The sequence below is a fragment of the Nitrincola tibetensis genome (assembly GCF_003284585.1).
GTDB classification, from domain to species: domain Bacteria; phylum Pseudomonadota; class Gammaproteobacteria; order Pseudomonadales; family Balneatricaceae; genus Nitrincola; species Nitrincola tibetensis.
Window position 1 is genome coordinate 14,060 of the sequence record NZ_QKRX01000019.1, and the last position, 22,988, is coordinate 37,047.

Here is a 22,988-nt window from a genome sequence, read left to right on the forward strand (position 1 = left end):
GATTACTTATCTGGAAAAAGTCGGATGCTGACGCATTATATGGCTGTGACTCCACCCTAGCGTTCCCTCATTGTGATTCTCACCATCAAATTTGGTTGAATTGCAAAATCCCTGTAATAGGCTGAGTTTATCTTAGTCCCTTTCGTATGCCTGTTTGCCAACTCTGAATAATCCTCATTGAAGGGTGACGGGCAGTTGTGTTTACTCTCTGATAATGGATGCTTTAAATGTTGTTTTCTTCAACGCGCCAAGACTGGCTTGGCAATGTGCGTGGTGATTTGCTCGCGGGTTTAGTGGTGGCTTTGGCATTAATTCCTGAGGCGATTGCCTTCTCGATCATCGCGGGTGTCGACCCTCGTGTAGGCTTGTATGCATCATTTTGTATTGCCGTGATTATATCGATTGTTGGTGGCCGTCCGGGCATGATTTCGGCGGCAACGGGGGCAATGGCATTATTGATGGTGACGTTGGTTCGTGAGCATGGCTTAGAGTACTTACTTGCCGCGACGATTCTAACCGGGGTTCTGCAAATAGTCGCAGGTTACATCAAACTAGGTGCCCTGATGCGCTTTGTGTCGCGCTCGGTGGTGACAGGCTTTGTTAATGCGCTGGCGATTCTTATCTTTATGGCACAATTGCCTGAACTCACCAATGTGACTTGGCATGTATACGCGATGACAGCGGCAGGTTTGGGTATTATTTACCTCTTCCCCTATATCAATAAAACCATCCCATCGCCGTTGGTGTGTATTTTGGTGCTCACAGGTGTCGCACTGCTTCTGGATCTGGATATTCGCACCGTGAGTGATATGGGACAACTGCCTGATACCTTACCGATTTTCTTATGGCCGGATGTGCCCCTGACTCTTGAAACACTTTGGATTATTTTGCCCTATTCAGCCGCGTTGGCTGTGGTCGGTTTGCTAGAGTCCCTAATGACAGCAACGATTGTAGATGATTTAACCGACACCAAAAGTGATAAAAACCGTGAGTGCAAAGGACAGGGTATCGCCAACATCGGTGCAGGCTTACTCGGGGGTATGGCGGGCTGTGCAATGATTGGACAGTCGATTATTAACATTAAGTCGGGTGGACGTGGTCGACTTTCAACCCTATCGGCAGGCGTGTTCTTGTTGCTGATGATTGTCTTCATCGGTGATTGGTTAGGTGTGATTCCAATGGCTGCTTTGGTGGCGGTGATGATCATGGTGTCGATCGGAACCTTTAGTTGGGAGTCCATTACGAATCTTAAGAAGCATCCAATGTCGACCAATGTTGTGATGCTGGCTACCGTAGTGGTGGTCGTTGCCACGCATAATTTGGCGTATGGTGTGTTTGTCGGCGTCTTGATTGCAGCACTTAACTTTGCCAATAAAGTGGGCAAGTTCTTGTACATTAAGTCTGAAAAAGAAGTGGGCAATACACGTCGTTATCACGTTGTTGGACAAGTGTTTTTCAGCTCGGCTGAGTATTTCACTGCTGCTTTCGATCTTAAAGAAGATCTAGACAAGGTCATTATTGATTTAAGCCGTGCGCACTTTTGGGACATTACGTCCGTTGCCGCATTGGACATGATCGTGATTAAGTTCAGACGTGAAGGCATTGAGGTTGAGTTAATCGGACTGAATGAAGCCAGTGCCACCATCGTTGATCGTTATGGTGTTCATGATAAGCCTGATGCCATCGAAAAATTAATGGGTCACTAAGGAAGGATCAGACAATGAGTCAAGTTATTGCGTGTATCGATACCTTTAACCATACGGCTGAGACCGTGTGCGATTATGCAAATTGGGCTTCTGTGCAAATGCAGGCACCTTTGACGCTTTTGCATGTTCTGGAAAAAAACGAAGCACCTGTTAAAGCCAATTTATCGGGCAGTATTGGCTTAGGCGCCCGTGAACATTTGCTCGAAGAGTTGTCCAGCCTAGATGAACAACGCTCTAAAATTCTACGTGAACAAGGACGCTTGTTGTTAGAAGAAGCCAAAAAGCGCGTGGATGTCACGGCGATTCCTTCTCTAGAAACGTTGCAGCGCCATGGCGACTTAATTGAAAATCTACTCGACCTTGAGGCATCAACCCGTTTATTGGTGATGGGACGAGAGGGCAGCCATGCACACGAGACCTCACATATAGGTTCTCACCTAGAAAGTGTGATTCGTACCGTACAGCGACCTATCCTAATTAGTGTCAGTGATTTTAAAGCCCCGTCACGCTTTATGATCGCGTATGATGCCAGCCCCACTGCAAAAAAGGTGTTGGAGCGCGTGGCTGCCAGCCCTTTGCTAAAAGGCATTCCTTGCTTTGTGCTGATGGTCGGTGCTAAAACTGAGACTCAACTCGAGCAGTTAAGCGAAGCAAAGCAGACCTTGGAAAAGGCTGGGTTTTTAGTAGAGACGGATATACGCGCGGGCGAGGTGGATAGTGTTATACATCAAACACTGAAGGACGTAGAAGCCGATCTATTGGTGATGGGCGCCTACGGACATTCACGTATTCGGCAGTTTTTAGTGGGCAGTACTACCACTAAGCTGCTGCGCAGTGCTCAAGTACCATTACTTTTACTGCGTTAATGGATATTAAATTAGATTATTCTAATACATAATAGCGAGCACTAACGTTATTTGTCTGTGAGAGGCTTCTATTGAAGCCTCTTTCTATTTTTTAATGGGAGAAGGTTGATGTTACCAAAACGCTATACTCATCTCGTTGGCACTTTTTTGATGTCGATCCTCATGGTGTTTATCATGACGGCACTGATTACATTCATTAATACTGGCGTTGATTCAGGCTTTATATTGCGTTGGGCTAAGGCGTTTGTTGTTGCTTGGCCGCTTGCATTTTTACTGATATTTACGTTCGGTAAACGGATGCAACAGTTGGCAGCAAAGATTTGCACTCAGGATTGAAGCGAGTTTAAGGCAAGGTGCTAGGGCTTGGCATTCCAAAATAGGCGCCTTGAGAAAAATCGACGCCTAGTGCGGCAATTTGATCCTGTACCGCTTCGCAATGGACAAACTCAGCCACTGTTTGCAGGTTGAGTTGTTTTGCGAAGGTGACAATTCCTTGCGTTAAAATACGGGCATTCTGATCTTCATGAATGGACTTAATGAGGCTAGCATCTATCTTGATAATATCCACATTTAACCTGAGTAAGTGTTCAAAATTAGAATAGCCTGTGCCAAAGTCATCAATCGCAATACGGCAGCCATAGGCTTTAACCTTCTGAATAAAATGAATGACCTCTGCATAGTTTTTGATCCCGTCGGATTCAAGAATTTCAAAAATAACACGATGGCCAATATTGGACGACTGCAATGCGTCCATGATTTTCGCAGTAATATTTGGATCAACCAAGTCTGAATAGGAAAGGTTGATTGAAAACTCATAAGGGAGTGTTGAAAAGTGCTGAAAGCATTTTTCAATCATAATTAAGGTCAGTTGACGATCCAGTCGTAAGCGGTGCGCGATATCTAAAAAGACACCGGGTGAAACCAGTTCGTTGTGTTCATTTTGCATACGAATGAGGCACTCGTATTTAGAAATGCAGTGTTGATGGTTGTCGTATATGGGTTGAAAGTAAGGAAAAATTCGATCGTCATTCAGTGCCTCTCGCAGTTGACGTGCACGAAATTGATTCTCTGCGTAGAGGGCGTCTTTGGATTGTGAGTGATCGTAGACACAATAATGAAGTGATTGTTGGCGTGCTTCGTGAAGTGCTATGGCGGCTTGGGTCGTTTGTTTATTAGATGCAAGTGAATTTGACGATGTGCTAGAGGGTAAAACGGCACCACACGTAAAGTCGATGCTTAATAATTGCTCATGCCAAAGGACATTAAATGCCTTCAAGCGTAAAAAGAGGGCTGAGAGGGTTTCGTGTATTGCTTGCTCATTGGAAAAATGACCGACTAACGCAAACTCATCGCCGTATACACTGAACAACTCTGTTTGCAAGGCTTTCGGCAACTCTTGCTGAAACTCATTTAACCCTTTGGCAAAGGCAATTAAAACACTATCACCACATTGATCACCGAACAGCGAATTAATTTCACTGAATCTGTCTAGGTTGATTAAGATTAATCCTGAGTTTGGGTGTTGATGTAAATGCTGTGTTAGACGTAGGCGATTAGCAAGACCGGTCAGGCTGTCTGTATAGGCCGTCCTTAGGTCTGCTAAAAGGCGAATAATTCGTCGAATTAAATAGACGGACAGCAAGATCAAAATAACTGCAGTGGTAAGCAGAATTGTTTGATTGATGTGTTTGACTGGAATAAGAACCGAATCAATTTCTTCCTGAGGAACACCAATACCAAATACCATGCCCGAAAGTGTGCTTGAGTGCAAAAGGGAATAAGACCGCTGATCCACATTGATTCGAGAGATCAGCGGTGAGGTTTCACGGTTAAATGCTTCGAAGTAATGTGAACGCTGAGTCAGTTGTAATTCCAAAATTGAATTAATGAGGTTTTGAGCATGTCGTGTATCATCACTCAGGCTTAAACTTGAAAGGTTACGATTGTTGCTGTCCAGTAAGAAGGCAAAACTGTCCTGTGTCACTTCAATGTAACTGACAAGGTCAATGATTCGGTCCGCTGTCCAGTCCGTTGTTGCAAATCCTATGAATTGCCCGCGGGCATTAATCATAGGGGTGATTAGGGTTATTTGTGCTCGGCTTTTCCGTGCGTCAAAATAAACGGGCGTCCAATAGATATCCTTAATACGACCTCTTTCCCATCGCCAGTTGGCTGGGATCGCTTGGGTAAACCAGTCGCGCATTTCGTAGGACGCATCTTGAGTGTTCACTTTTGTTATTTCGTTGCCATCAAAAACAAACGCGGGATTGTAGTGGCGTTGATTTCCGCTGAGGATGTTAGGTTCATACCATAGGCCAATGCCTGCAGCACCATCAAAATTGATGAGGGTATCGCGTAGCGCGATTTCCAGCTCATTTTGAAGTTGCAGTTCATCGGTAAACAGATTGTTGGTTTCGTAGCGTAAACTGTAAAAGGTTTCTCCTAACTGACTCACGGCCGTTGTAAACTCTTCTAGAGATTTTTGCTCGTACTCAATGCGTCCCAGCCCGGTTCGATACACTTCACTAATTTGTTCGTTTCTGAGATCGACAATAACACGTTGTGAGTAGTTTAGATTTAAATTCGACAGGGTCCACATGCCCCCAAAAAGCAGGGTGACCAAAAGAACGATTAGCCAAAGAATAGACTGGCGAATATTATCATTCAGTATCTCATTGAGTTTCGATAGGGTGCGTGCCGAACCACTACTCATTCGGGTTTTTCTTCCAGAGCGTTGAGCGCCTGCTGTGCTTTTGTGTGTCCCATACTGGATGCACGTTGATACCAGAGTGATGCTTGACGCAGGTCAGTGTGCGTTCCGTGCCCTTTCTGGTGCAATTGCCCTAAAAGGTAGGCGGCCTCAGCTGAACGTGGCGCTGCTCTGTTGGCCCAATGTAGCGTTTGATCATAGTTTTCGAGCGCGTAATGCACCCTTGCCATCTGTGTTTGCGCAGCAACATCGTTCTGTTCAGCAAGGGGTTGGCACATTGTTAAGGCTTCATGATAGTTTCGGATACTCACGAGCAGATAGCATTCTTTTAGCGCATCCGTGTTTGAGGGTGGACTGTCTGTGCGAGAAGGTGAACTCAGAGTGTTGGTGGCTTGAGTCGCATCCATGTTCTGCGCGCTTGCTTTTTGAGTGGCGTCCTGCGGTATGGATGCGGCTAAGCGCTGCGCATAGGCGTTTACATCGTTCGGGCAGGAATACAAATACCCGGCTCGGTAGCGATTTAAGTTCGCTGGTGTGAGGGTTTGGTTGTTAAATCGCTCAGCAATGGCCGCACACCGACGGTCTCGTTCAGCTCGAACGCTGTTTAGTTCTGAATTTAACTCTTTGCGATGGCGGTTTCGTTCAAGATACTGCGTTAACGGATCAATGTATGGTTGTGCGAACAATTGATTAATTTCGCGATTTTGTGAGTGGTTGCGCTGTGATGATTGGACGGATGTCTGGCTTAAGTCTTGGATGGCTTCTCCTGAACGCTTAATAAGTCCACCTGTCTGCTTAAGAAGTGTTTGACGTTGAGCGGTTTCGCAGCCCACAAGCATCATAAAAACGCAGATAAAGGCCATCATGCGACAGACTGACGTTAGGTGAAAAGAAAAAAAGGGTGGCTGAGTCATGTCGTAGATTCAATCTATATGAATAACAGGCTGTGGCTATAGCTTCTAAGATACATAACGTACCATACTTCAGCGAGACACTAAATCACAATTCTTACAGCTGCTGCCTAAGATGACAAATTGTTGACTAAGATAAATACACTCGACATCACGACTCTCAACGCATAAGATCAAGCGTCTTGTGCTTTGTTGTGATGAGTTTGCCTTGTTCAGCTTAATCGGTTAGGAATCCGTATGAAATGACTTGTAGTCTTAAGTCTAGCGCTAAAAGGAGTGCACAACAGATCGGTGTTGGTTTGCTTGTTTTAATATTCGCACTTTTAACCGTCAACTCCGTCTTAGCGCACGAGCAATCATCTATCGATGTCGAAGAAGAAATCATCATCCAATTAAAATGGAAACACCAATTCCAATTTGCGGGCTATTACGCTGCGCTCAATCAAGGCTATTTCGCAGAAGAAGGGCTTAACGTACGTTTGAATGAGCGTGACCCTAGCATCAATATTATTGACCAAGTTATTAAGCAAGAGGCCCATTATGGTGTTGCCGACTCTGTCGTAATCCTGCAAGCAGCCAATAAGCAGCCCGTCGTACTTGTCGCCGCCATTATGCAGTATTCAGCCAATGCTATTATGACCATGGCGCATTCGGAGATTAGGAGTCCGCAAGATCTAATTTCACGTCGTATCTCTTTTTACGATAATGATTCCGATGGGATAGATATCTTAGCCTTGTTAGCCAAGCAGGGAATTCGGGGTGCAAATCTAATCCGTAAATCTTGGGATGAACGAGTCGATGCGTTGATCAATAATGATGTGGATGCAATCGTCGTCTATGTCACCAATGATCCTCATGTATTTAAAGAAAGAGGCTATGACGTAAATCTCATTTATCCTCGGGATTACGGCGTAAGCTTGTATGGCGATATACTTTTTACCCATCAGCAAGAAGCAGAACAGCATCCCGAACGAGTGGCCGCAATTCGACGCGCCGTGATCCGTGGTTGGCACTATGCGTTGGATCATAAAGAAGAAATGGTCGACTTTATCTTTGAGCATTACAACACCCTCGGTAAATCTAAAGAGACCTTGATGATCGAGGCGCTGGGCATGGAGGCTTTAATCTCTCGTTATACCACCGAATTAGGAGAGTTTGATCAAGGCCGTATTGACTATATCGTCGATCTTTTAGATACGCTTAACTTATTGGAAACCAATGATATTGGTGGCAAACATTTAGTTTTTTCGTCGAATACGAATGGCGTACTTTTAACCGAAAGTGAAAAAGCATTTCTCGCCTCTTTAAATACGATAAGGGTGGGTGTCGAAGCGGTTGGATATCCACCTTTTGAAATGCTGAATGAAAATGGACAGTATCAAGGGATTGCCGCTGACTATTTAGCACGTTTAGAGGAGCTGCTCGGCATTCGATTTGAGTTTGTTCGAGAAGATACTTGGTTGAATGTGTTAGAGCATTTAAGTACTAAAGAAATAGATCTAATAGCGGCCGCCGCTCAAACGCCTGATCGTCTTCAGTATGCTTCTTTTTCCAGTCCTTATGTGCGTTCGCAAATGGTCATCGTGACACGCAATGATGTCCAGTATGTGGCTAATATTCGTCAACTTCAAGGTCAGTCCATTGGCGTGGTTGCTGATTATGCGCCAGATGAGTTGCTATCTCGATACTTTCCAGAACTCAGCTTAAAGCGTTACCCAAGTACAGTTGATGGATTACGTGCATTATCCGTTGGGGAAGTGGACGCATTTGTGGATAACTTGAGTGTTGTCAGTTATTTAATCCATCGTGAAGGTTTGGCAAATTTAAAAGTATCGGGCCAAACACCCTATGTTTTTGATTTGTCGATAGGGGTTCGTAATGATTGGCCGCTACTGCAAACAGCGATAGATAAAGCCTTAGCTTCTATGTCTTCTGAAGAGCAGAGCGACATTTATCACCGTTGGATCAAGTTTGAGGTCGTTGAGCATGTGCCCTGGAAAAACATATTGCCTTTTATGATCGCCGCTGTTTTTGTTGCCATGGTTCTCGTCTATTTCCTGTTGCAGTTACGCTCAAAGAATCAACTGCTTGCCCAAGTCTCTGTAACCGATAAGTTAACCGGTACTTACAACCGCCATCATTTAGACCATATACTGATGGAGCTCTTCAAAGAAGCAAAACAAAAGCGGCAGTCTTTAGCGATTGTATTGTTTGATTTGGATCGTTTTAAATACATTAATGATGAGTACGGGCATCAAAAGGGCGATGAGATATTGCAGAGGTTTTCAAAAATCGTCAAAGACAATGTTCGTTCCACCGATGTGTTTGGTCGCTGGGGTGGTGAGGAGTTTCTGTTGGTCTGTCCGTTGACCAATACAGAGCAGGCCATACAAGTAGCTGAAAAAATACGGCATTTATTGAGTGAGCAAGTGTTGATTGAGAATGAACGGGTCACTGTCAGTGCTGGAGTGGCCTCTGCAAACCTAGTGCTGAATGTGGATGCTTTAATTACGTCTGCCGATAAAAAACTCTACCTCGCAAAAGAAAAAGGGCGCAATCGAGTGGAGTAAAGAATTTTAAGGTTTATTTCAAAAGAAAAAAACGCATAGATGACAAACCGATACTATGCTCGTTAATTGCCATCGCAAGGATGCATAACCCGTTGGATAGGCTTCATCAATCCCTTCTGCAACTTCAACAATTCTCAGCAGTATGAAAAGCCCTGTCTGAATGAGCAGTATGTAATCAGATAGCCAAATAAAGCTTAGAAAACTAAAAACCGGAAAGCTAACAGCCCAAAGTGCGAGTCGGTTTCGAGAGGGTTGTTGATACAATACTGGCCATATGACGCCAGACATGAAGCCAAGGATTAAACAACTGTAGATGGAAAACAGTAAAGATGTCTCATCTAGTTGCTGAGAGTTGCCTGTAATAAGTGCATAGGTGAGATAGATAAAGGGCAGTAAGCCTGAGTAACCCAGCGTTTTTATCAGTAGCATATCGGCATCCGTAACTCATCAGGTTTTGCGCTTCTACGATGTTTGAAGTAAGTCAGATTACTTCCTTTGAACCAAGCTTCGAAAGGTACATGCAAGTGACGTTCTGCCCTTCTTACGCCTAGATATTTCGTTGTCCAATGACAGGCTTAAAAGGTTCTTGCCAATTGATCTTACATTAGCTAGATTGAAACTAGATTAATCGATTTCATTTTGTATGGAAGGCTCAAATGACAGATGATGAGCTGGTTTCCTTTGACGATGAAATAACATTTCTTGCCGAGGAGGCATGCTCAGGTCAACAGGACGACATCTGGAATGTTTTGATTGTTGACGATGACCAGGATGTACACTTAACCACACAAATGGCGCTCGCCGACCTCTCAATCGAAGGTCGTAAACTTGCATTTCACAGTTGTTTCTCCGGTAAAGAAGCGTTTGACTATTTAGTCACTAGCCAGGTTGAGGTTGCGGTGATTTTGCTTGACGTCGTGATGGAAAGTCATGATGCAGGCCTTAAGTTAGTATCGAGGATTCGAGAGGATCTAAACCTAACCTTTCCTAGGATTATTTTAAGGACAGGACAACCCGGCTATGCCCCAGAAGTCGATACCATTCGTCGATTAGACATTAATGATTATAAAACAAAATCCGAGTTGACACGTGGAGGTCTTTACACAGCCTTATCTGTCGCGATTCGTTCCTATGCTCAGTTGCGTCAAATTGAGATTAATCGTTTAGGTCTTGAAAAAATTGTTAAGGCTATTAATGATTTAAGCCGAATTCGTGGTTTGAGTGCTTATGCTGAAGGTGCAGTTCTTCAGATATGCTCCATATTGTCTATACCTGAAGAAGGACTCGTCTGTGTGCAAAACACAGTGTCGGGCGTTGACGAACCAATCATTATTGCTGCAGCGGGTAATTTTGCGCAACTGATTAATCAGCCATTAGATTCTCTTCCCAATCTGTGTATGAAGTCAGCATTACGGCAAGCATTAAGCCAACGAACAAATATAATAGGGCGTTATACCGCCCTTTATTTTGGTTTAGAGAATGACCGAGAGATGGCGGCATGTATAGAATCGAATCGCGCCTTAACCCCAGTAGACGAGCACTTATTGAATGCATTTTGTGCCAGTGTTTCGGTAGGAATCGATAACCTTGGTTTGAATGCGCGAATCGAGACCTTAGCATTTGTTGATCCTCTGTTAGGAATTGCCAATCGCTATCGCTTTGAACGCGCCATTACTGAACAACAAGATCTTTTCAAAAATTGTGTTCTGATATTAGTCGATATCGATGATTTTTCATCCGTTAACTCCACGCTCGATCAGCACTTTGGAGATGATGTGCTTAAAGCCGTCTGTTCAAGGCTCAGTCATTTCATATCCAGCGACGTCATCTTAGGGCGTGTGGCTGGAGATTGTTTTGCGTTAGTTGGTCCTGCTGAGTCTGTTAAGTACAATGAAATTATTCGGTTATTTCAAGACCCTTTTATTGTTAATAATGAGTCTTTAAGGATTTCAGTCACCTGTGGTGTGGTGTCTTTAGAGCAAGAGGGTATGGCGACGTCAGGAACCGAGTTATTAAAAGATGCTAACATTGCGTTGAAGCAAGCAAAGCTTTTTAGTCGAGGCAAAGTTCAATACTTTAAAGCCAGCTTGCGTCAAGCCGCAAAAGATCGTATCGAACTGCTAACGGGCTTGCGCGAAGCTTTTTCATCAGAACGCTTATTTCTTTACTATCAGCCACAAATTGATTTACGAACTCGACGTGTGATTGGAGCGGAAGCACTTCTTCGCTGGCGTAACCAACATGGCGAGTTTATTCCGCCAGATCGCTTTATTCCTTTGGCTGAGCAGTCTGGTACGATTATTCCAATCGGAGCTTGGGTGTTAAGAACAGCCTGTGCTCAACTGAAGCAGTTGATTGATTTAGGCTACTCTGATTTCAGAATGGCGGTTAACGTTTCATATGCACAGTTTCGCGAACCCGACTTTGTTGATGTTCTGACTAAGGTGATAAACGAAGCGTGTGTGCCCGCTCAGCAACTCGAGATTGAGTTAACCGAGTCCATTGCCATAGAGGATCCAATTTCCATCAATCAAACCTTGTCTGCTATCCGAGCGCTAGGGATTAAAGTGGCAATGGATGACTTTGGAACGGGCTATTCGTCATTAAGTGTATTGAATAAATTGCGAATAGATCGCTTAAAAATTGATCGTGCTTTTGTGGCGGATGTGTCTCCTGTTGCCACAGATGGCAATCTTGCGCGTGTCATTATTCATCTTGCTAAAGACTTTCAATTGAGCGTTATTGCAGAAGGTATTGAAACAGAGTCTCAGTTAAATGAGTTAATTAAGATGGGCTGTGATGAGGGGCAAGGGTACTTTATTGCCAAGCCTATGGATGCAAAAACGTTTGTCGATTGGTTGATGGCGGACGCAAAGTAATTTAAAGGGTACCTAGAGGCTGCATACGATGAATGCGATCGCGAGGTTTTGTTTTGCGGGAATCGTTTTTTTTGTTGGCATTGTCATTATTGCCATCCTTAAGCCTGAAAATACAAAAGTAATTAAAATTGGTGTTGTTAATTACTTACCTATGCTAGAACCCACATTTGCAGGCTTTAAACAAGGCATGTCTGATCTTGGTTATCAAGATGATCAAATAGAGTGGGTGTATTCTGGTGCAATTGAGCCTCATCAACAAGCAGTTGAAGCTGAAGTGAAACGATTTGTTGATCATGAACGAATTGACCTGTTATTGACAATCGGTACATTGCCAACTCTTTTTGCTAAAAATTTGACTAAAGATCAGCCCCGACCAACACCTGTAATTTTTGCTCCTTTAATTAACCCAATAGGTGTTGATATTGTTAGTAGGTTGGATATTCCAGGAGGCAATGTAACGGGAGTGCATAATGGTAACAATGCAGAAAAAGCCGTTGAGTGGTTGTTAACGCTAGCTCCAAATACACATTATTTTTATACCTTTTATCATCCTGATGATAATGTTTCGGTATCGATTATTGAGGACATAGCATTTACACAACAATTTTTTTATCCCGTCGTGTTTCGCTCTCTTGCCGTAAAAAGTGAGCGCGAAGCGCTTGGTCACTTGCATAGTTTGCCTCGAAATAGTGCCTTATTAATCACTCCAACACCCAGTTTAGGATCGATGTCTTTATTGCAGGAAGCGGCTTTAGCTCAGGGAATTTTTGTTGCTGGTTATAATGTGTCGGCTAATTATAACTTGATGAGTTATTCTGTCGATTGGTATAAACAGGGATATCAAGCAAGTCTACTGGCAGATAGGGTGTTGCAGGGAGTCGATCCAAGCGTGATTTCTGTAGAGTCGGCTGAAAGTTATCTTACATTTAATCTTGCTAATGCGCATGCATATGGTTTTAAAGTAGATCCAAGATTTTTAAAACTATCAGACATCATTTTAAGATAAGGAGTGACCATGGTTGCTCGATTGCGCAAACGACTCAAGCAAGAAATGGCATTGTCGTTTTTATTGGTCACGCTGATCGCGCTAATGATTGTAGGTAGTGTTTCCGCTTATCATATTTATAATTCGCAACGTCAGTTGGTATTGGTTACCCAGCAGCAGGTTGCTCAGCGAGTGAGTCAAGAAGTCCGTGGTTTGTTAATGCGCAGTATCCGGCATCTTGAACTCTTAGTCGTTACCAGTAATTTTGACCGCCAGTCGTTATCGATCCAATCTAATATTTTATTTGAGTTTTTTCATTGGAAGAAAGCACATGACTTTATCGCCTTGTATTCATCTGATAAAGCGTACTTATTTCATACTCATCGCGTGTATGCTCAAAACCAAGGGCTTAAAGATTCAGAATTAATTGACTTAGCATTAAACGATGTTATTCGAACTCAACAAAGCTACTTCGGCGAGATTATTTATAACAGCACAACGGGTGAACCCAGTATTCTGATAGCCTTGCCAGTAAAAGATGTCGTGACTGGGCAGTTGGCTAACATTATTGTTGTTTCTCTGCGCTTTAAGGCCATATGGGAGATAATGGCTAGAGAAGCTAGAGAGTCTCAGTTTTCAGTGTTTCTAGTATCCGATGATCATCGAGTGGTTGCTCATAATGATCCCTCAGTGGTTTTAGCTCAGCAGCGCTTTCATCTTGAAGAAGATGAATATGTTAGTCGAGGTGTTAGTGGATATCGTGCCATCATTGGTCAAGCAAGTTTGTCCTTAGGAAATAGACACTACTTAGTCTATTCAGAGCAGAGCTTTCGTCATGCTTTCTCGGAGGCTAGGGAAAAAGCAGGGTGGATGTTAGGCGGAGTGTTATTGGCATTTTTAGTGGCCGTGACTCTAGGTATTCGATTTAGTCGAAGAATCACTCAGCCACTTGATCAACTAATGTCGGGTGTGAGATCTGTAACGAGTGGTGATTTAGATCGACAAATTGAAGTATCGGGTCGTAATGAGTTGTCTATATTGGCTCAGTATTTTAACGAAATGACACGACAGTTACGTGATTTAATATTTGAATTACGTTCTAAGACAAAGGATTTAGAGGCCGAAGTGTCTTTCCGTGTTCAGGCTGAAGATTCACTGCGCACTCTTAATTCAGAGTTAGAGCAACGTGTTCTAGAACGGACACAAATCCTGCAAGAAACCTTGGATCATTTACAATCTACGCAGGAGTCGCTAGTTCAATCAGAAAAGCTTGCAGGCTTAGGCGCTATGGTGGCGGGTATTGCCCATGAACTCAATACTCCAATTGGTAATGCCTTAATGATGTCCAGTACATTGAAGGAGAAAACTCAGGAGTTTGAGCAATCCCTTCAGCAAGGATTACGGAAGTCGGAACTGCAAAGCTATACGGATCTTGTCAAAAAAGGCAGTGAAATTTTATGCTTAAACTTGAATCAAAGTGCTCGACTTATTTCCAGCTTTAAACAAGTTGCCGTGGATCAAACCAGCTATCAGCGACGTTCATTTTTATTGAGTGAAGTCGTCGAAGAGATTGTTTTGACGATGGCGCCAACTTTGCGTCATTCAAGAGTAAAAGTTTCTGCATCCATACCCGACTCTATTCGCTTGGATAGCTACCCAGGCCCGTTAGGGCAGATTTTACTAAACCTTATCAACAATGCCATCTTACACGCTTTTTCAGAGGGAGAGTCTGGAGCAATACAGATTCAAGCCAAGCAAGAGGGCGATCGTTTATTGCTGATGCTAGAAGATAATGGCAAGGGGATTCAACCAGACAACTTGGGACGTATTTTTGATCCTTTTTTTACAACACGTTTAGGCCAAGGAGGATCGGGTCTTGGACTGAGTATTGTGTTTAATTTGGTGAAAGGGATATTGGGGGGACGTATTGAGGTCAGCAGCGAACTGGGCAAAGGCACCCAGTTTCGCTTAGACATTCCATTAATAAGGTAAGGCTGATTATATATTGATCTTGACCGTGTCAATCCGGTGTGGGTTGTCGGTAAAAAGACCGTCTACTCCCATGTCGTACAGAGGTTTTGCTAAATCTCCCTGATTCACGGTATACACATAGAGATCTAAACCCTGCGCTTTGATCGATTGTGCTTGTTCTTTGGTGAGTGGGGCATGATACAAATGCACGCTAACAGCATTGATTTCATTTACTATTTGGAGCCAGTCCTCTGGTAAGCCTTCCCAGAGTTGTCCAAGTTGCCATTCAGGTTGCTCATTACGAACTGCCTTTAAAATTTCTGTATCAAAGCTTGAAATGATCAGTCGATCAAAGTCGTGCCAATGGGCCAGTAACTCAGGGATAACCGCACGTACAACCTCGTTAGCACTATAGTTCGGGTAGGATTTTATTTCTAAATTCAAGCCAAGCCCTAATTCGCTCAAATGCATTAACATCTGTGCCAGCGTGGGCATACGTTCTTGCATATAGTCGCTAGAAAAATGACTGCCAATGTCTATGTTGCTAAGGTCTTGCTGAGTAAGATCGGCAAGGAACCCCGTTTGGCGAGTGAGGCGATCCAGAGTGTTATCGTGAAAAATCACAGCTGTGCCATCGCCCAGCAGGGTAACATCTATTTCGACCCAAGCCATACCCAAGGCGTGGGTTAGGGTCATGGCAGCTAGGGTATTTTCAGGCGCGAGTGCAGCACAGCCGCGATGCGCGATTAATGGGCAAGCAATCATCTGTATCCCCTGTTATTGAATATCTGTGCGCCGTTGGCTGGATTGGTTGAATGGATGGACCTTATTGAGCGGAATATACACGCTTAGAGTGGTATTTTCACGCACCTGAGGATCGATGTCGACACGTAGTGTCAAATCCTGACCCAAGGGTGTTTTGACGTATAAATGACTTTCTGCCCCAGCAGGCTCAAACAAGCAGACTTGACAGTCCAAACGCAGAGCATCTTCCTTAGGCTTAGACAGTAGCAGTTGATCTGGACGTATTCCCAGAATATCGGTTGTTGCAGGTAAGTGACTCAAGAGCTGTTGGTTATCGCTCTGTTGAAATTCAGTAAAAGGGATAAGGTTCATGCTGGGTGAACCAATAAACTGCGCGACAAACAGGGTTTCCGGACGGTTATACACATCCATAGGACTGCCGACCTGCTCAATGCGGCCTTGATTTAGTACCACTAAACGGTCGGCTAAGGTCATGGCTTCGAGCTGATCATGGGTCACATAAAGTGAGGTTGTTTTCAGACGTTTCTGCAGTTGTTTAATTTCTAAACGCATCTGCACTCGAAGCTTAGCGTCCAAGTTTGATAGAGGTTCATCCAATAAAAACACCTTCGGTTCACGAACCAAGGCTCGCCCCATGGCAACACGTTGCCTTTGTCCGCCCGATAAGGCTTTGGGCTTACGCTCCAAGAAGGGCGTAATTTCTAGCATTTTAGCAATCGCATCTACTCGTGTTTTAATTTCATCTTTAGAAAATCCACGGTTCTTAAGGCCATAGCCTAGATTGTTGTAGACAGTCATGTGTGGATACAGCGCATAATTTTGGAACACCATCGCAATATCACGTTCTGAAGGCTCGAGATCATTGACGCGTCGTTCGCCAATAAATAAATCACCCTCTGAGATGCTTTCTAGGCCTGCAATCATTCGTAATAAAGTGGATTTTCCACAGCCTGAGGGGCCAACGAGTACAATAAATTCACCGTCTTTGATTGTTAAATCAATCTCTGATACGGCTCTCACATCGCCTGTGTATATTTTTCCTAAGCGGTTTATTTGAATAGATGCCATGGTTTACTTCTCTGTTTCCGTCAGGCCTTTCACAAAAAGACGCTGCATAAATAAAATCACTAAAATGGGTGGGAGGGCGGCTAAAACCACCGTCGCCATGACGAGATGCCACAAGGGTTCTGCATCGGCACCTGTCACCATGCGTTGTATGCCCATCACGATGGTGTAGTACTCAGGATCGGTGGTGATCAAAAGTGGCCAGAGGTACTGGTTCCAGCCGTAAATAAACATGATGACAAACAATGCAGCGATATTGGTGATCGATAGGGGTAGCAAAATATCTTTAAAAAACTTCATAGGACCTGCGCCATCAACGCGTGCAGCCTCTAACATCTCTTCTGGAATCGTCATGAAAAACTGCCGGAACAAGAAGGTGGCCGTAGCCGATGCAATGAGCGGGATGGATAAGCCTGCAAAACTATTGAGCATGCCTAGATCCGCAACCACCTGAAACGTCGGTACGATTCTGACTTCGACAGGTAGCATAAGGGTTAAGAAAATGACCCAAAAAAAGAACATGCGAAATGGAAAACGAAAATACACAATTGCAAATGCAGACAACAAGGATACCAGCAGTTTGCCAATCGTGATGGTCATGGCCATTACGAAACTGTTCCAGAGCATCGTATGAAGAGGAGGCGTTCCTGCACGTGAACGGCCTTCAAATAAGACTTGTTTGTAGTTTTCAAGTCCTTGAGAGCCTGGCAATAAGGGGAGGGTGCCACTTAAAAAAGTGCCCGCTTCATGTGTCGATGCGATCACCGCTAAGTAAACAGGAAACACCACCAGTGCAACCCCTAGGATAAGGATGCAATGTGTCACGAAGCGTGACCAAGAATTGTTTTCAACCATAAGGATGCCTAGTAATTAACTTTACGTTCGATGTAACGAAATTGAATCACGGTTAACAGCACGACGATGGCCATTAAAATGACGGACTGAGCTGCTGATGAACCTAAATTCATGCCAATAAACCCGTCTCTAAACACCTTATAAACAAGAATATTGGTTGCTTGAGCAGGCCCACCTTCGGTTGTTGCATGGATAACACCAAAGGTATCGAACATTGCATACACCACATTGACGACCAATAAAAAGAAGGTGACAGGAGACAGAAGGGGAAACACGATCGTCCAAAAACGTTTGAAGGGTTTTGCGCCATCAATGGCGGCCGCTTCAATTAACGATTGTGGAATAGACTGTAAGCCTGCTAAAAAGAATAAAAAATTGTACGAAATTTGCTTCCAAGCGGCGGCAATAATCACCAATAGCATTGCGTGATTGCCATTGGCACGGTGATTCCACTGATAGCCAAGCATGTCCAGTGCATAGGGTAAGATGCCAAGTGTGGGGTTAAAAATAAACCACCAGAGTATGCCTGCAATCGCAGGTGCCACTGCATAAGGCCAAACCAGAAAGGTCGTGTAAACATCACGGCTGCGGATAAGCTTATTCACTAATACGGCAAAAAGCAGAGCAACGCTCATGGACAAGAGCGTGGTGCCCAGCGAAAACGTAAGCGTAACTTTGAGGGCTTGCAGATACTGATCATCGGCAAACAGGCGAGTAAAGTTATCAAACCAGACAAATTCTGTTTTAAAGCCAAACACGTCTTGACGAAGTAATGACTGATAGAGAGCCTGAGAAGCAGGCCAGACAAAGAAAATGAGCGTTACAATCACCTGGGGTGCCAAGAGTAAATACGGCAGATAGCGGTGATTAAACGTCATGCGTTTCGTTTGCATCGTTGAGTGATCCTGGAGCTAAAAAAGACCCCCGTGCGATGCAACGGGGGTTGAATGAGAGGCGTTCGATTAACGGTTAGCCGCTTCAAACTCACGCAGTAAGGCATTGCCACGTCGTACTGCAGAATCGGCCGCTGCTTGACCTGATTTTTGTCCAGTCATTACGGCTTCCATTTCTTCAGAGATGATGTCGCGGATTTGCACAAAGTTACCGAAACGTAACCCCTTCGAGTTTTCAGTCGGTGGGTTTAATGTCATTTGTTTAATCGAGGTATCAGCGCCAGGATTGGCGTCATAATAGCCCTGTGACTGAGTTAGATCATAAGAAGCCTGAGTGATGGGGAGGTAACCCGTGCTTTGGTGCCAATCCGCTTGAATCTCTGCTTGTGAGAGGTATTCAAAGAAGGCCGCAACGGCAGCATAGTCTTGCTCAGCATGGCCACGTAAAACCCATAGGGTTGCACCACCTATGATACTGTTTTGGGGGGCACCCTCTACGTCATCGTAGTAAGGTTGAAAACCAAAACCGACATCAAACTTGGCATTAGCGAGTACACCTGAGCGACTGGCTGATGAGCCAAAGAACATGGCACATTCACCTGAGTAGAATAAAGGTGCTGCATCAGGCCCAGGACCCGGGCCACCCCATTTGAATACACCCGCGTCTTGCCATGTTTTCAAATTATCCCAGTGACGGGCGACCTCTGGATTATTGAAGGTAAATTCTGTATTAAACCCTTCAAAACCATTTGCCTGAGTGCCTAAAGGTAAATTGTGCCAGGCACTGAAGTTTTCCAGCATGACCCAGCTTGGCCAAGAGGTCGTGAATCCGCAGTTACTTGCACCTGTCTCACGCAGTTTTTCTGACGCGCTGACCATCTCGGCCCAAGTGCTGGGTGGGTTATCACTATCCAACCCGGCTTTGGCAAAGGCGTCTTTGTTGTAATACATGATGGGGGTGGAAGAGTTGAACGGGAAAGAGAGCATGTTACCATTTGGGTCTGTGTAGTAACCCACGACGCTTGGAAGGTAGGCGTCTTTATCAAACGTTTTATCGTGATCGGCCATCAACTGGTAAATCGGATAAATTGCGCCGTCTGCCGCCATCATAGTGCCTGTGCCCACTTCGAACACCTGAACGATATGTGGATGTTGGCGGGCACGGAAAGCCGCAATAGCGCCTGTCATGGTTTCAGTGTAAGTGCCACGAAAACTTGGAATCACTTCGAACTCATCTTGGCTGGCATTAAAGCTTTTAGCAACATCTTCAAGTTTTTCGCCAAGTTCACCGCCCATGGCATGCCACCAGTTGACTGACGTTTTTGCCTGAGCGGTACCCGCGGCCAAAGACACACTGAGCACTAGGGTGCTGAGCGCAAAGGTTTTGATTGAACGCATGTTTCTCTCCTGACTTGCACTGGTTATCTGGGGGATCTTGTTATGATTGGGCCCAGTTTTTTAAAGTGATTTAAAGTCAGCAGACATTAGTGATTGATTATTAAAGGATCATTACATTTATGTGATGGTTTTGTGATGGCAGTGCATTCAATAAACGGAGAGGGTTTCGGGCGATTAGACCACCCAAGGAATGTCTTCCCAGCGTGTGGTATAGCTGGGGGATAGTTTTTGGCGCTTCATTGACCAATCTTTACGCATTCCTTGGCTTGCAATATACAAGCGTCCTGCTGAGCTGTGGTTAACTTGATCGAGCAGTTTCATTAGGGTTTGGGAGTTGGCATGTGGGGTTGCTGGGTCGAATAAACTGGGTTGATAGACGCCGGGTTCATAGAAGTCCGAGAGCATTACGCCTGCTTTCATGAAGCGGTGGCCGTCTTGCCATATCTGCTGTAATAAATTATGTGAAGCTTTGATTAGCTCACGGGTATCATCGGTGGGAATAGTCATTTCAAGACTGCGTGATGGGGCGTAGCGAGGTTGCAATGGATTGAAAGGGTTGGTGCGCATAAACACGGTGATCATTTTGGCATAACGCTGTTCTTTACGTAGTTTTTCAGCGGCACGTGCTGTGTAGTCTGAAATTGCTTCTCTCATTACAGAGAGTTCATGAATACGCTGGCTAAATGAGCGGCTGAAAACAATTTGTTGCTTAGTTGGCGTAATACTTTCTAAAGGCAAGCAAGACTCGCCATTTAGTTCTCGAACGATGCGTTCCACAACCACTGAATAGTGTTTTCGAATATAGTGAGTGTTTGCGTTTGCGAGATCCAACGCTGTAAGAATACCTTCGCTTTCCATACGTTGAGTCAGTTTTCGGCCAATTCCCCATACCTCACCGACGGGCACTAAGGCCATGAGCTTGCGTTGTCTTTCTCGGGCCGTGAGATCGACGACGCCTTGTGTTTTTGAGTAGTGCTTGGCGGCATGATTGGCAAGCTTAGCCAGCGTTTTTGTTGGGGCGATGCCTACACAGACGATGATTTTTGTCCACTGTTTGAGAGTGTGTCTCAGTGTTAAGCCAAAGTCGAAGAGAGATGTGAGATTGTCAATGCCTGTTAGATCAAGGAAGGCTTCGTCAATCGAATACACTTCAACAGTTGGGGCCAGGGTTTCCAAGGTCGACATGACACGCGAAGATAGGTCGGCATAGAGCGCGTAGTTGCTAGAAAAAGTAGCGACTTGGTAGCGGTTGACGAGGTCTTTAATTTGATAAAAGGGTACGCCCATTTTAATGCCAAGCTGCTTTGCTTCTTGTGAGCGTGCGACTACACAGCCGTCATTATTGGAGAGAACGATTAAGGGTTTATCTTTTAGGTCGGGTCGAAAGAGTGTTTCACAGCTGGCAAAAAAATTGTTGCAGTCAACGAGAGCAAAGATAGGTTTTTTAGACATCTGGCTTTATTCATCAGTGAGTGAAGGGGGATGCGTTTTGAGGGTTTGTTGTTTGTGTGAGGCCGTGGCACTGGATCGAGTGATTTTGCGAATGATGTTGGTCACGATGCCAAAAATCTCAAATTGATGTGATTCGTTGATTTCAATAGGGGAATAAGCGGGGTTGCAGGGAACGAGTTTAGGCTTCGGATATTGTTCGAATTGTTTGACAGTCATTTCACCATCTAATGACGCGACGACGATGTCTTTGTGTTTGACTTCGAGTGAGCAGTCAACGATGAGGATGTCCATGGGGTAAATGCCTGCGTCGATCATAGAGTCACCTTGAACGCGAACAAAAAAAGTGGCGCTAGGGTGTTGTATACAGAGTTGGTTTAGGTCGAGCGTGTGTTCTACGTAGCCGTGTGCTGGAGAGGGAAATCCGGCTGATACGCGTTCTAGGAATAGCGGTATTTTCAGCTGGCTGGTTTGTTGTTCTTGGCATGGGTTTAGGGTGGTAGCGTTCATTTCCCTTCCTCTTTTACTGTTTATATATACAGTATCGCGGATTGTGTGAGGGTTGACAAGGGGGTTTTTACGGTTGATAGAGGCGTTGAGCGGGCGATAGTTATGCACAGTAGCTGTGAATAAGTGTGTGGGTTTGAGGTGTACTTGTGCTTAGGCCATATGTGGGGCGTGGGTTTGGTGGGGGTGGTTGTTCTTTGAGCAGGTGGATTGGTAGGTCGTTTTTTATGGGGAAAGTATTCGCTATGGGTAGAATAATCGTTATTGGTAGGGTGCGCGTGATAGGTACTCTGCCCACCTCTCTCAGAGAGCCGCCGTAAATACGTCCGTGTAGGCTTGAATGCTGCATCCATGCGGCATGCACTCTCTGAAAGTGATGGGTAGAGTGCCTTTCGGAGTGTTGTGGTGTACTAAGGTTTTTAAAATCGTTAAGGTTAGGAGTTCAAACTGAGTGAGTTGGGTTTGCAGCTTTAAAGGATAAATAACTTAAGGATCAGGATGATCATCATGCAAAAATTCGATTTGTTAGACCCCCGTAATGACTATGTGTTTAAACGCATTTTTGCTGAAGCGCCGGATTTGTTGGTGCATTTGATTAATGATGTGCGGCCAGATTTGCCGAGTATTACATCGGTAGAGGTGTTAAATCCAAGCATTAATCCTGCTGAGTTGACAGGCAAATACATCATTCTCGATGTGCTGGCGCAGGATGCTGAGAATAACCGCTATAATATTGAGATGCAGGTACGCCGTTACAATGCGTGGGGTAAGCGCAGTGCGTATTATTTGGCGCGGATGTTGAGTGAGCAGTTGGATGCGGGGATGGATTATGCCAAGCTGCAAGCCGCGGTTGGAATACATCTTCTGGATTTTGATTTATTTATAGACAATGAGACTCAGCAACAACAGGCCGTTTGGCGTTTTGAAATGCGGGATGAAAAGCAGCCGGATGTGCGCATAGGGAACGAATTGCAGGTCAATTTGATCGAACTGAAAAAGGCGGATCGATTAGAGTTGAGCTCGGGGTCTTTGAGGTTTTGGATTGAGTTTCTGGAGCATTGGCAGAGTCTGGTTCAGATGGTGGATATACCTTATGAGCCAGTGAGAAAGGCAATGGAGCGATTAAAGATGATTAGTGCAGATGAAGAAGAGCGTCGGTTGGCATTTGTGCGTCAGCGAGCGATGCATGATGAGGCGACCTTGTTGAAAGAAGCGAGAGAGGGTGGTTTTGAGCAGGGCATTCAAAAAGGTATAGAGCAGGGAATTGAAAAAGGCATTGCACAAGGCGTTGAAAAAGGTCGCCAAGTCCAAATGCGTGAAACGGCTCTAAACTTAATATCAATGAATGTTTTTACGGATGCACAGATTGCGCAAGCGTCGGGTTTGTGTGTCGACCAAGTTGAACAGCTGAGGCTTAAGGCTAACCACTGAGTTTTTGCTTGAGTGAGAAGTCGGGTT

The 22,988-nt window shown here is 44.6% G+C and carries 18 protein-coding genes; 8 read left to right on the forward strand and 10 right to left on the reverse strand.

Annotated elements, in window-relative coordinates; translation table 11 throughout:
• Window positions 1-227: 227 nt before the first annotated feature.
• From DN062_RS16985 to DN062_RS16995, 3 genes are all read left to right on the forward strand, one after another.
• Entirely contained in the window at window positions 228-1,706 is a 1,479-nt protein-coding gene (locus DN062_RS16985) for a SulP family inorganic anion transporter (RefSeq protein ID WP_112160493.1), read from the forward strand.
• Window positions 1,707-1,720: 14 nt separating this feature from the next.
• Window positions 1,721-2,572 carry a universal stress protein gene (locus tag DN062_RS16990; RefSeq protein WP_112160494.1) on the forward strand — a complete coding sequence of 284 codons (852 nt, stop codon included), beginning with the start codon at window positions 1,721-1,723 and terminating at the stop codon, window positions 2,570-2,572.
• A 108-nt stretch (window positions 2,573-2,680) separates the two neighbouring features.
• Window positions 2,681-2,908 carry a DUF2798 domain-containing protein gene (locus DN062_RS16995; RefSeq protein ID WP_112160495.1) on the forward strand — a complete coding sequence of 76 codons (228 nt, stop codon included), beginning with the start codon at window positions 2,681-2,683 and terminating at the stop codon, window positions 2,906-2,908.
• A 7-nt stretch (window positions 2,909-2,915) separates the two neighbouring features.
• On the opposite strand, the gene DN062_RS17000 is transcribed toward DN062_RS16995, so the two are convergent.
• The gene (locus DN062_RS17000) at window positions 2,916-5,285 is read right to left on the reverse strand and encodes an EAL domain-containing protein (RefSeq protein WP_112160496.1); all 2,370 of its coding nucleotides are present in this window, start codon (window positions 5,283-5,285) and stop codon (window positions 2,916-2,918) included.
• Window positions 5,282-6,196, reverse strand: a complete 915-nt coding sequence (locus DN062_RS17005) for a tetratricopeptide repeat protein (protein WP_112160497.1) — start codon at window positions 6,194-6,196, stop codon at window positions 5,282-5,284. The genes DN062_RS17000 and DN062_RS17005 overlap by 4 nt, the downstream gene beginning before the upstream one ends.
• A 239-nt stretch (window positions 6,197-6,435) precedes the next feature.
• Between DN062_RS17005 and DN062_RS17010 the strand changes: the two genes are divergently transcribed.
• Window positions 6,436-8,763, forward strand: a complete 2,328-nt coding sequence (locus DN062_RS17010; protein WP_112160498.1) for a diguanylate cyclase — start codon at window positions 6,436-6,438, stop codon at window positions 8,761-8,763.
• Window positions 8,764-8,781: 18 nt separating this feature from the next.
• Here DN062_RS17010 and DN062_RS17015 read toward each other — a convergent pair whose 3' ends face one another.
• Complete coding sequence (locus DN062_RS17015; protein ID WP_112160499.1) at window positions 8,782-9,192, reverse strand: DUF3429 domain-containing protein; 411 nt, start codon at window positions 9,190-9,192, stop codon at window positions 8,782-8,784.
• Between the two features lie 227 nt (window positions 9,193-9,419).
• Here DN062_RS17015 and DN062_RS17020 point away from each other — a divergent pair, with 227 nt between their 5' ends.
• From DN062_RS17020 to DN062_RS17030, 3 genes are read left to right on the forward strand one after another with little or no spacing between them, the layout of a single operon-like run.
• Window positions 9,420-11,642: a GGDEF/EAL domain-containing response regulator gene (locus DN062_RS17020; protein WP_112160500.1), complete on the forward strand. Its 2,223-nt coding sequence runs from the start codon at window positions 9,420-9,422 to the stop codon at window positions 11,640-11,642.
• Between the two features lie 28 nt (window positions 11,643-11,670).
• Window positions 11,671-12,648 carry an ABC transporter substrate-binding protein gene (locus DN062_RS17025; RefSeq protein ID WP_112160501.1) on the forward strand — a complete coding sequence of 326 codons (978 nt, stop codon included), beginning with the start codon at window positions 11,671-11,673 and terminating at the stop codon, window positions 12,646-12,648.
• Window positions 12,649-12,657: 9 nt separating this feature from the next.
• On the forward strand, window positions 12,658-14,619 hold the full coding sequence (locus DN062_RS17030) for a sensor histidine kinase (protein WP_112160502.1): 1,962 nt from the start codon (window positions 12,658-12,660) through the stop codon (window positions 14,617-14,619).
• A gap of 6 nt (window positions 14,620-14,625) precedes the next feature.
• On the opposite strand, the gene DN062_RS17035 is transcribed toward DN062_RS17030, so the two are convergent.
• The 7 genes from DN062_RS17035 to umuD all read right to left on the reverse strand — a co-directional run bounded on the left by DN062_RS17035 (window position 14,626) and on the right by umuD (window position 21,533).
• Window positions 14,626-15,363, reverse strand: coding sequence for a glycerophosphodiester phosphodiesterase family protein (locus DN062_RS17035; protein ID WP_112160503.1), 738 nt, complete (start codon window positions 15,361-15,363; stop codon window positions 14,626-14,628).
• Between the two features lie 12 nt (window positions 15,364-15,375).
• Window positions 15,376-16,431: a sn-glycerol-3-phosphate ABC transporter ATP-binding protein UgpC gene (gene ugpC, locus DN062_RS17040; protein ID WP_112160504.1), complete on the reverse strand. Its 1,056-nt coding sequence runs from the start codon at window positions 16,429-16,431 to the stop codon at window positions 15,376-15,378.
• Window positions 16,432-16,434: 3 nt separating this feature from the next.
• Window positions 16,435-17,283 carry a sn-glycerol-3-phosphate ABC transporter permease UgpE gene (gene ugpE / locus DN062_RS17045; protein WP_112160505.1) on the reverse strand — a complete coding sequence of 283 codons (849 nt, stop codon included), beginning with the start codon at window positions 17,281-17,283 and terminating at the stop codon, window positions 16,435-16,437.
• Between the two features lie 8 nt (window positions 17,284-17,291).
• Window positions 17,292-18,176: a sn-glycerol-3-phosphate ABC transporter permease UgpA gene (gene ugpA / locus DN062_RS17050; protein WP_112160506.1), complete on the reverse strand. Its 885-nt coding sequence runs from the start codon at window positions 18,174-18,176 to the stop codon at window positions 17,292-17,294.
• 69 nt (window positions 18,177-18,245) lie between these two features.
• Window positions 18,246-19,574: a sn-glycerol-3-phosphate ABC transporter substrate-binding protein UgpB gene (ugpB, locus tag DN062_RS17055; RefSeq protein WP_112160507.1), complete on the reverse strand. Its 1,329-nt coding sequence runs from the start codon at window positions 19,572-19,574 to the stop codon at window positions 18,246-18,248.
• A gap of 174 nt (window positions 19,575-19,748) precedes the next feature.
• Window positions 19,749-21,026, reverse strand: a complete 1,278-nt coding sequence (gene umuC / locus DN062_RS17060) for a translesion error-prone DNA polymerase V subunit UmuC (protein ID WP_112160508.1) — start codon at window positions 21,024-21,026, stop codon at window positions 19,749-19,751.
• Between the two features lie 6 nt (window positions 21,027-21,032).
• Window positions 21,033-21,533, reverse strand: coding sequence for a translesion error-prone DNA polymerase V autoproteolytic subunit (gene umuD, locus DN062_RS17065; protein ID WP_112160509.1), 501 nt, complete (start codon window positions 21,531-21,533; stop codon window positions 21,033-21,035).
• Window positions 21,534-22,037: 504 nt separating this feature from the next.
• Here umuD and DN062_RS17070 point away from each other — a divergent pair.
• Window positions 22,038-22,961, forward strand: a complete 924-nt coding sequence (locus DN062_RS17070) for an Rpn family recombination-promoting nuclease/putative transposase (protein WP_112160528.1) — start codon at window positions 22,038-22,040, stop codon at window positions 22,959-22,961.
• Window positions 22,962-22,988 lie beyond the last annotated feature (27 nt).

Bases quoted from the DNA above. Each gene is read 5' to 3' on its own strand.
- DN062_RS17020 (WP_112160500.1), top strand. From the start codon at position 9,420: ATGACAGATGATGAGCTGGTTTCCTTTGACGATGAAATAACATTTCTT.
- DN062_RS16990 (WP_112160494.1), top strand. From the start codon at position 1,721: ATGAGTCAAGTTATTGCGTGTATCGATACCTTTAACCATACGGCTGAG.
- ugpE (WP_112160505.1), bottom strand. From the start codon at position 17,283: ATGGTTGAAAACAATTCTTGGTCACGCTTCGTGACACATTGCATCCTT.
- umuC (WP_112160508.1), bottom strand. From the start codon at position 21,026: ATGTCTAAAAAACCTATCTTTGCTCTCGTTGACTGCAACAATTTTTTT.
- DN062_RS16985 (WP_112160493.1), top strand. From the start codon at position 228: ATGTTGTTTTCTTCAACGCGCCAAGACTGGCTTGGCAATGTGCGTGGT.
- DN062_RS17010 (WP_112160498.1), top strand. From the start codon at position 6,436: ATGACTTGTAGTCTTAAGTCTAGCGCTAAAAGGAGTGCACAACAGATC.
- DN062_RS17015 (WP_112160499.1), bottom strand. From the start codon at position 9,192: ATGCTACTGATAAAAACGCTGGGTTACTCAGGCTTACTGCCCTTTATC.
- umuD (WP_112160509.1), bottom strand. From the start codon at position 21,533: ATGAACGCTACCACCCTAAACCCATGCCAAGAACAACAAACCAGCCAG.
- DN062_RS17035 (WP_112160503.1), bottom strand. From the start codon at position 15,363: ATGATTGCTTGCCCATTAATCGCGCATCGCGGCTGTGCTGCACTCGCG.
- DN062_RS17025 (WP_112160501.1), top strand. From the start codon at position 11,671: ATGAATGCGATCGCGAGGTTTTGTTTTGCGGGAATCGTTTTTTTTGTT.
- ugpA (WP_112160506.1), bottom strand. From the start codon at position 18,176: ATGCAAACGAAACGCATGACGTTTAATCACCGCTATCTGCCGTATTTA.
- DN062_RS17000 (WP_112160496.1), bottom strand. From the start codon at position 5,285: ATGAGTAGTGGTTCGGCACGCACCCTATCGAAACTCAATGAGATACTG.
- ugpB (WP_112160507.1), bottom strand. From the start codon at position 19,574: ATGCGTTCAATCAAAACCTTTGCGCTCAGCACCCTAGTGCTCAGTGTG.
- DN062_RS16995 (WP_112160495.1), top strand. From the start codon at position 2,681: ATGTTACCAAAACGCTATACTCATCTCGTTGGCACTTTTTTGATGTCG.
- DN062_RS17005 (WP_112160497.1), bottom strand. From the start codon at position 6,196: ATGACTCAGCCACCCTTTTTTTCTTTTCACCTAACGTCAGTCTGTCGC.
- DN062_RS17070 (WP_112160528.1), top strand. From the start codon at position 22,038: ATGCAAAAATTCGATTTGTTAGACCCCCGTAATGACTATGTGTTTAAA.
- DN062_RS17030 (WP_112160502.1), top strand. From the start codon at position 12,658: ATGGTTGCTCGATTGCGCAAACGACTCAAGCAAGAAATGGCATTGTCG.
- ugpC (WP_112160504.1), bottom strand. From the start codon at position 16,431: ATGGCATCTATTCAAATAAACCGCTTAGGAAAAATATACACAGGCGAT.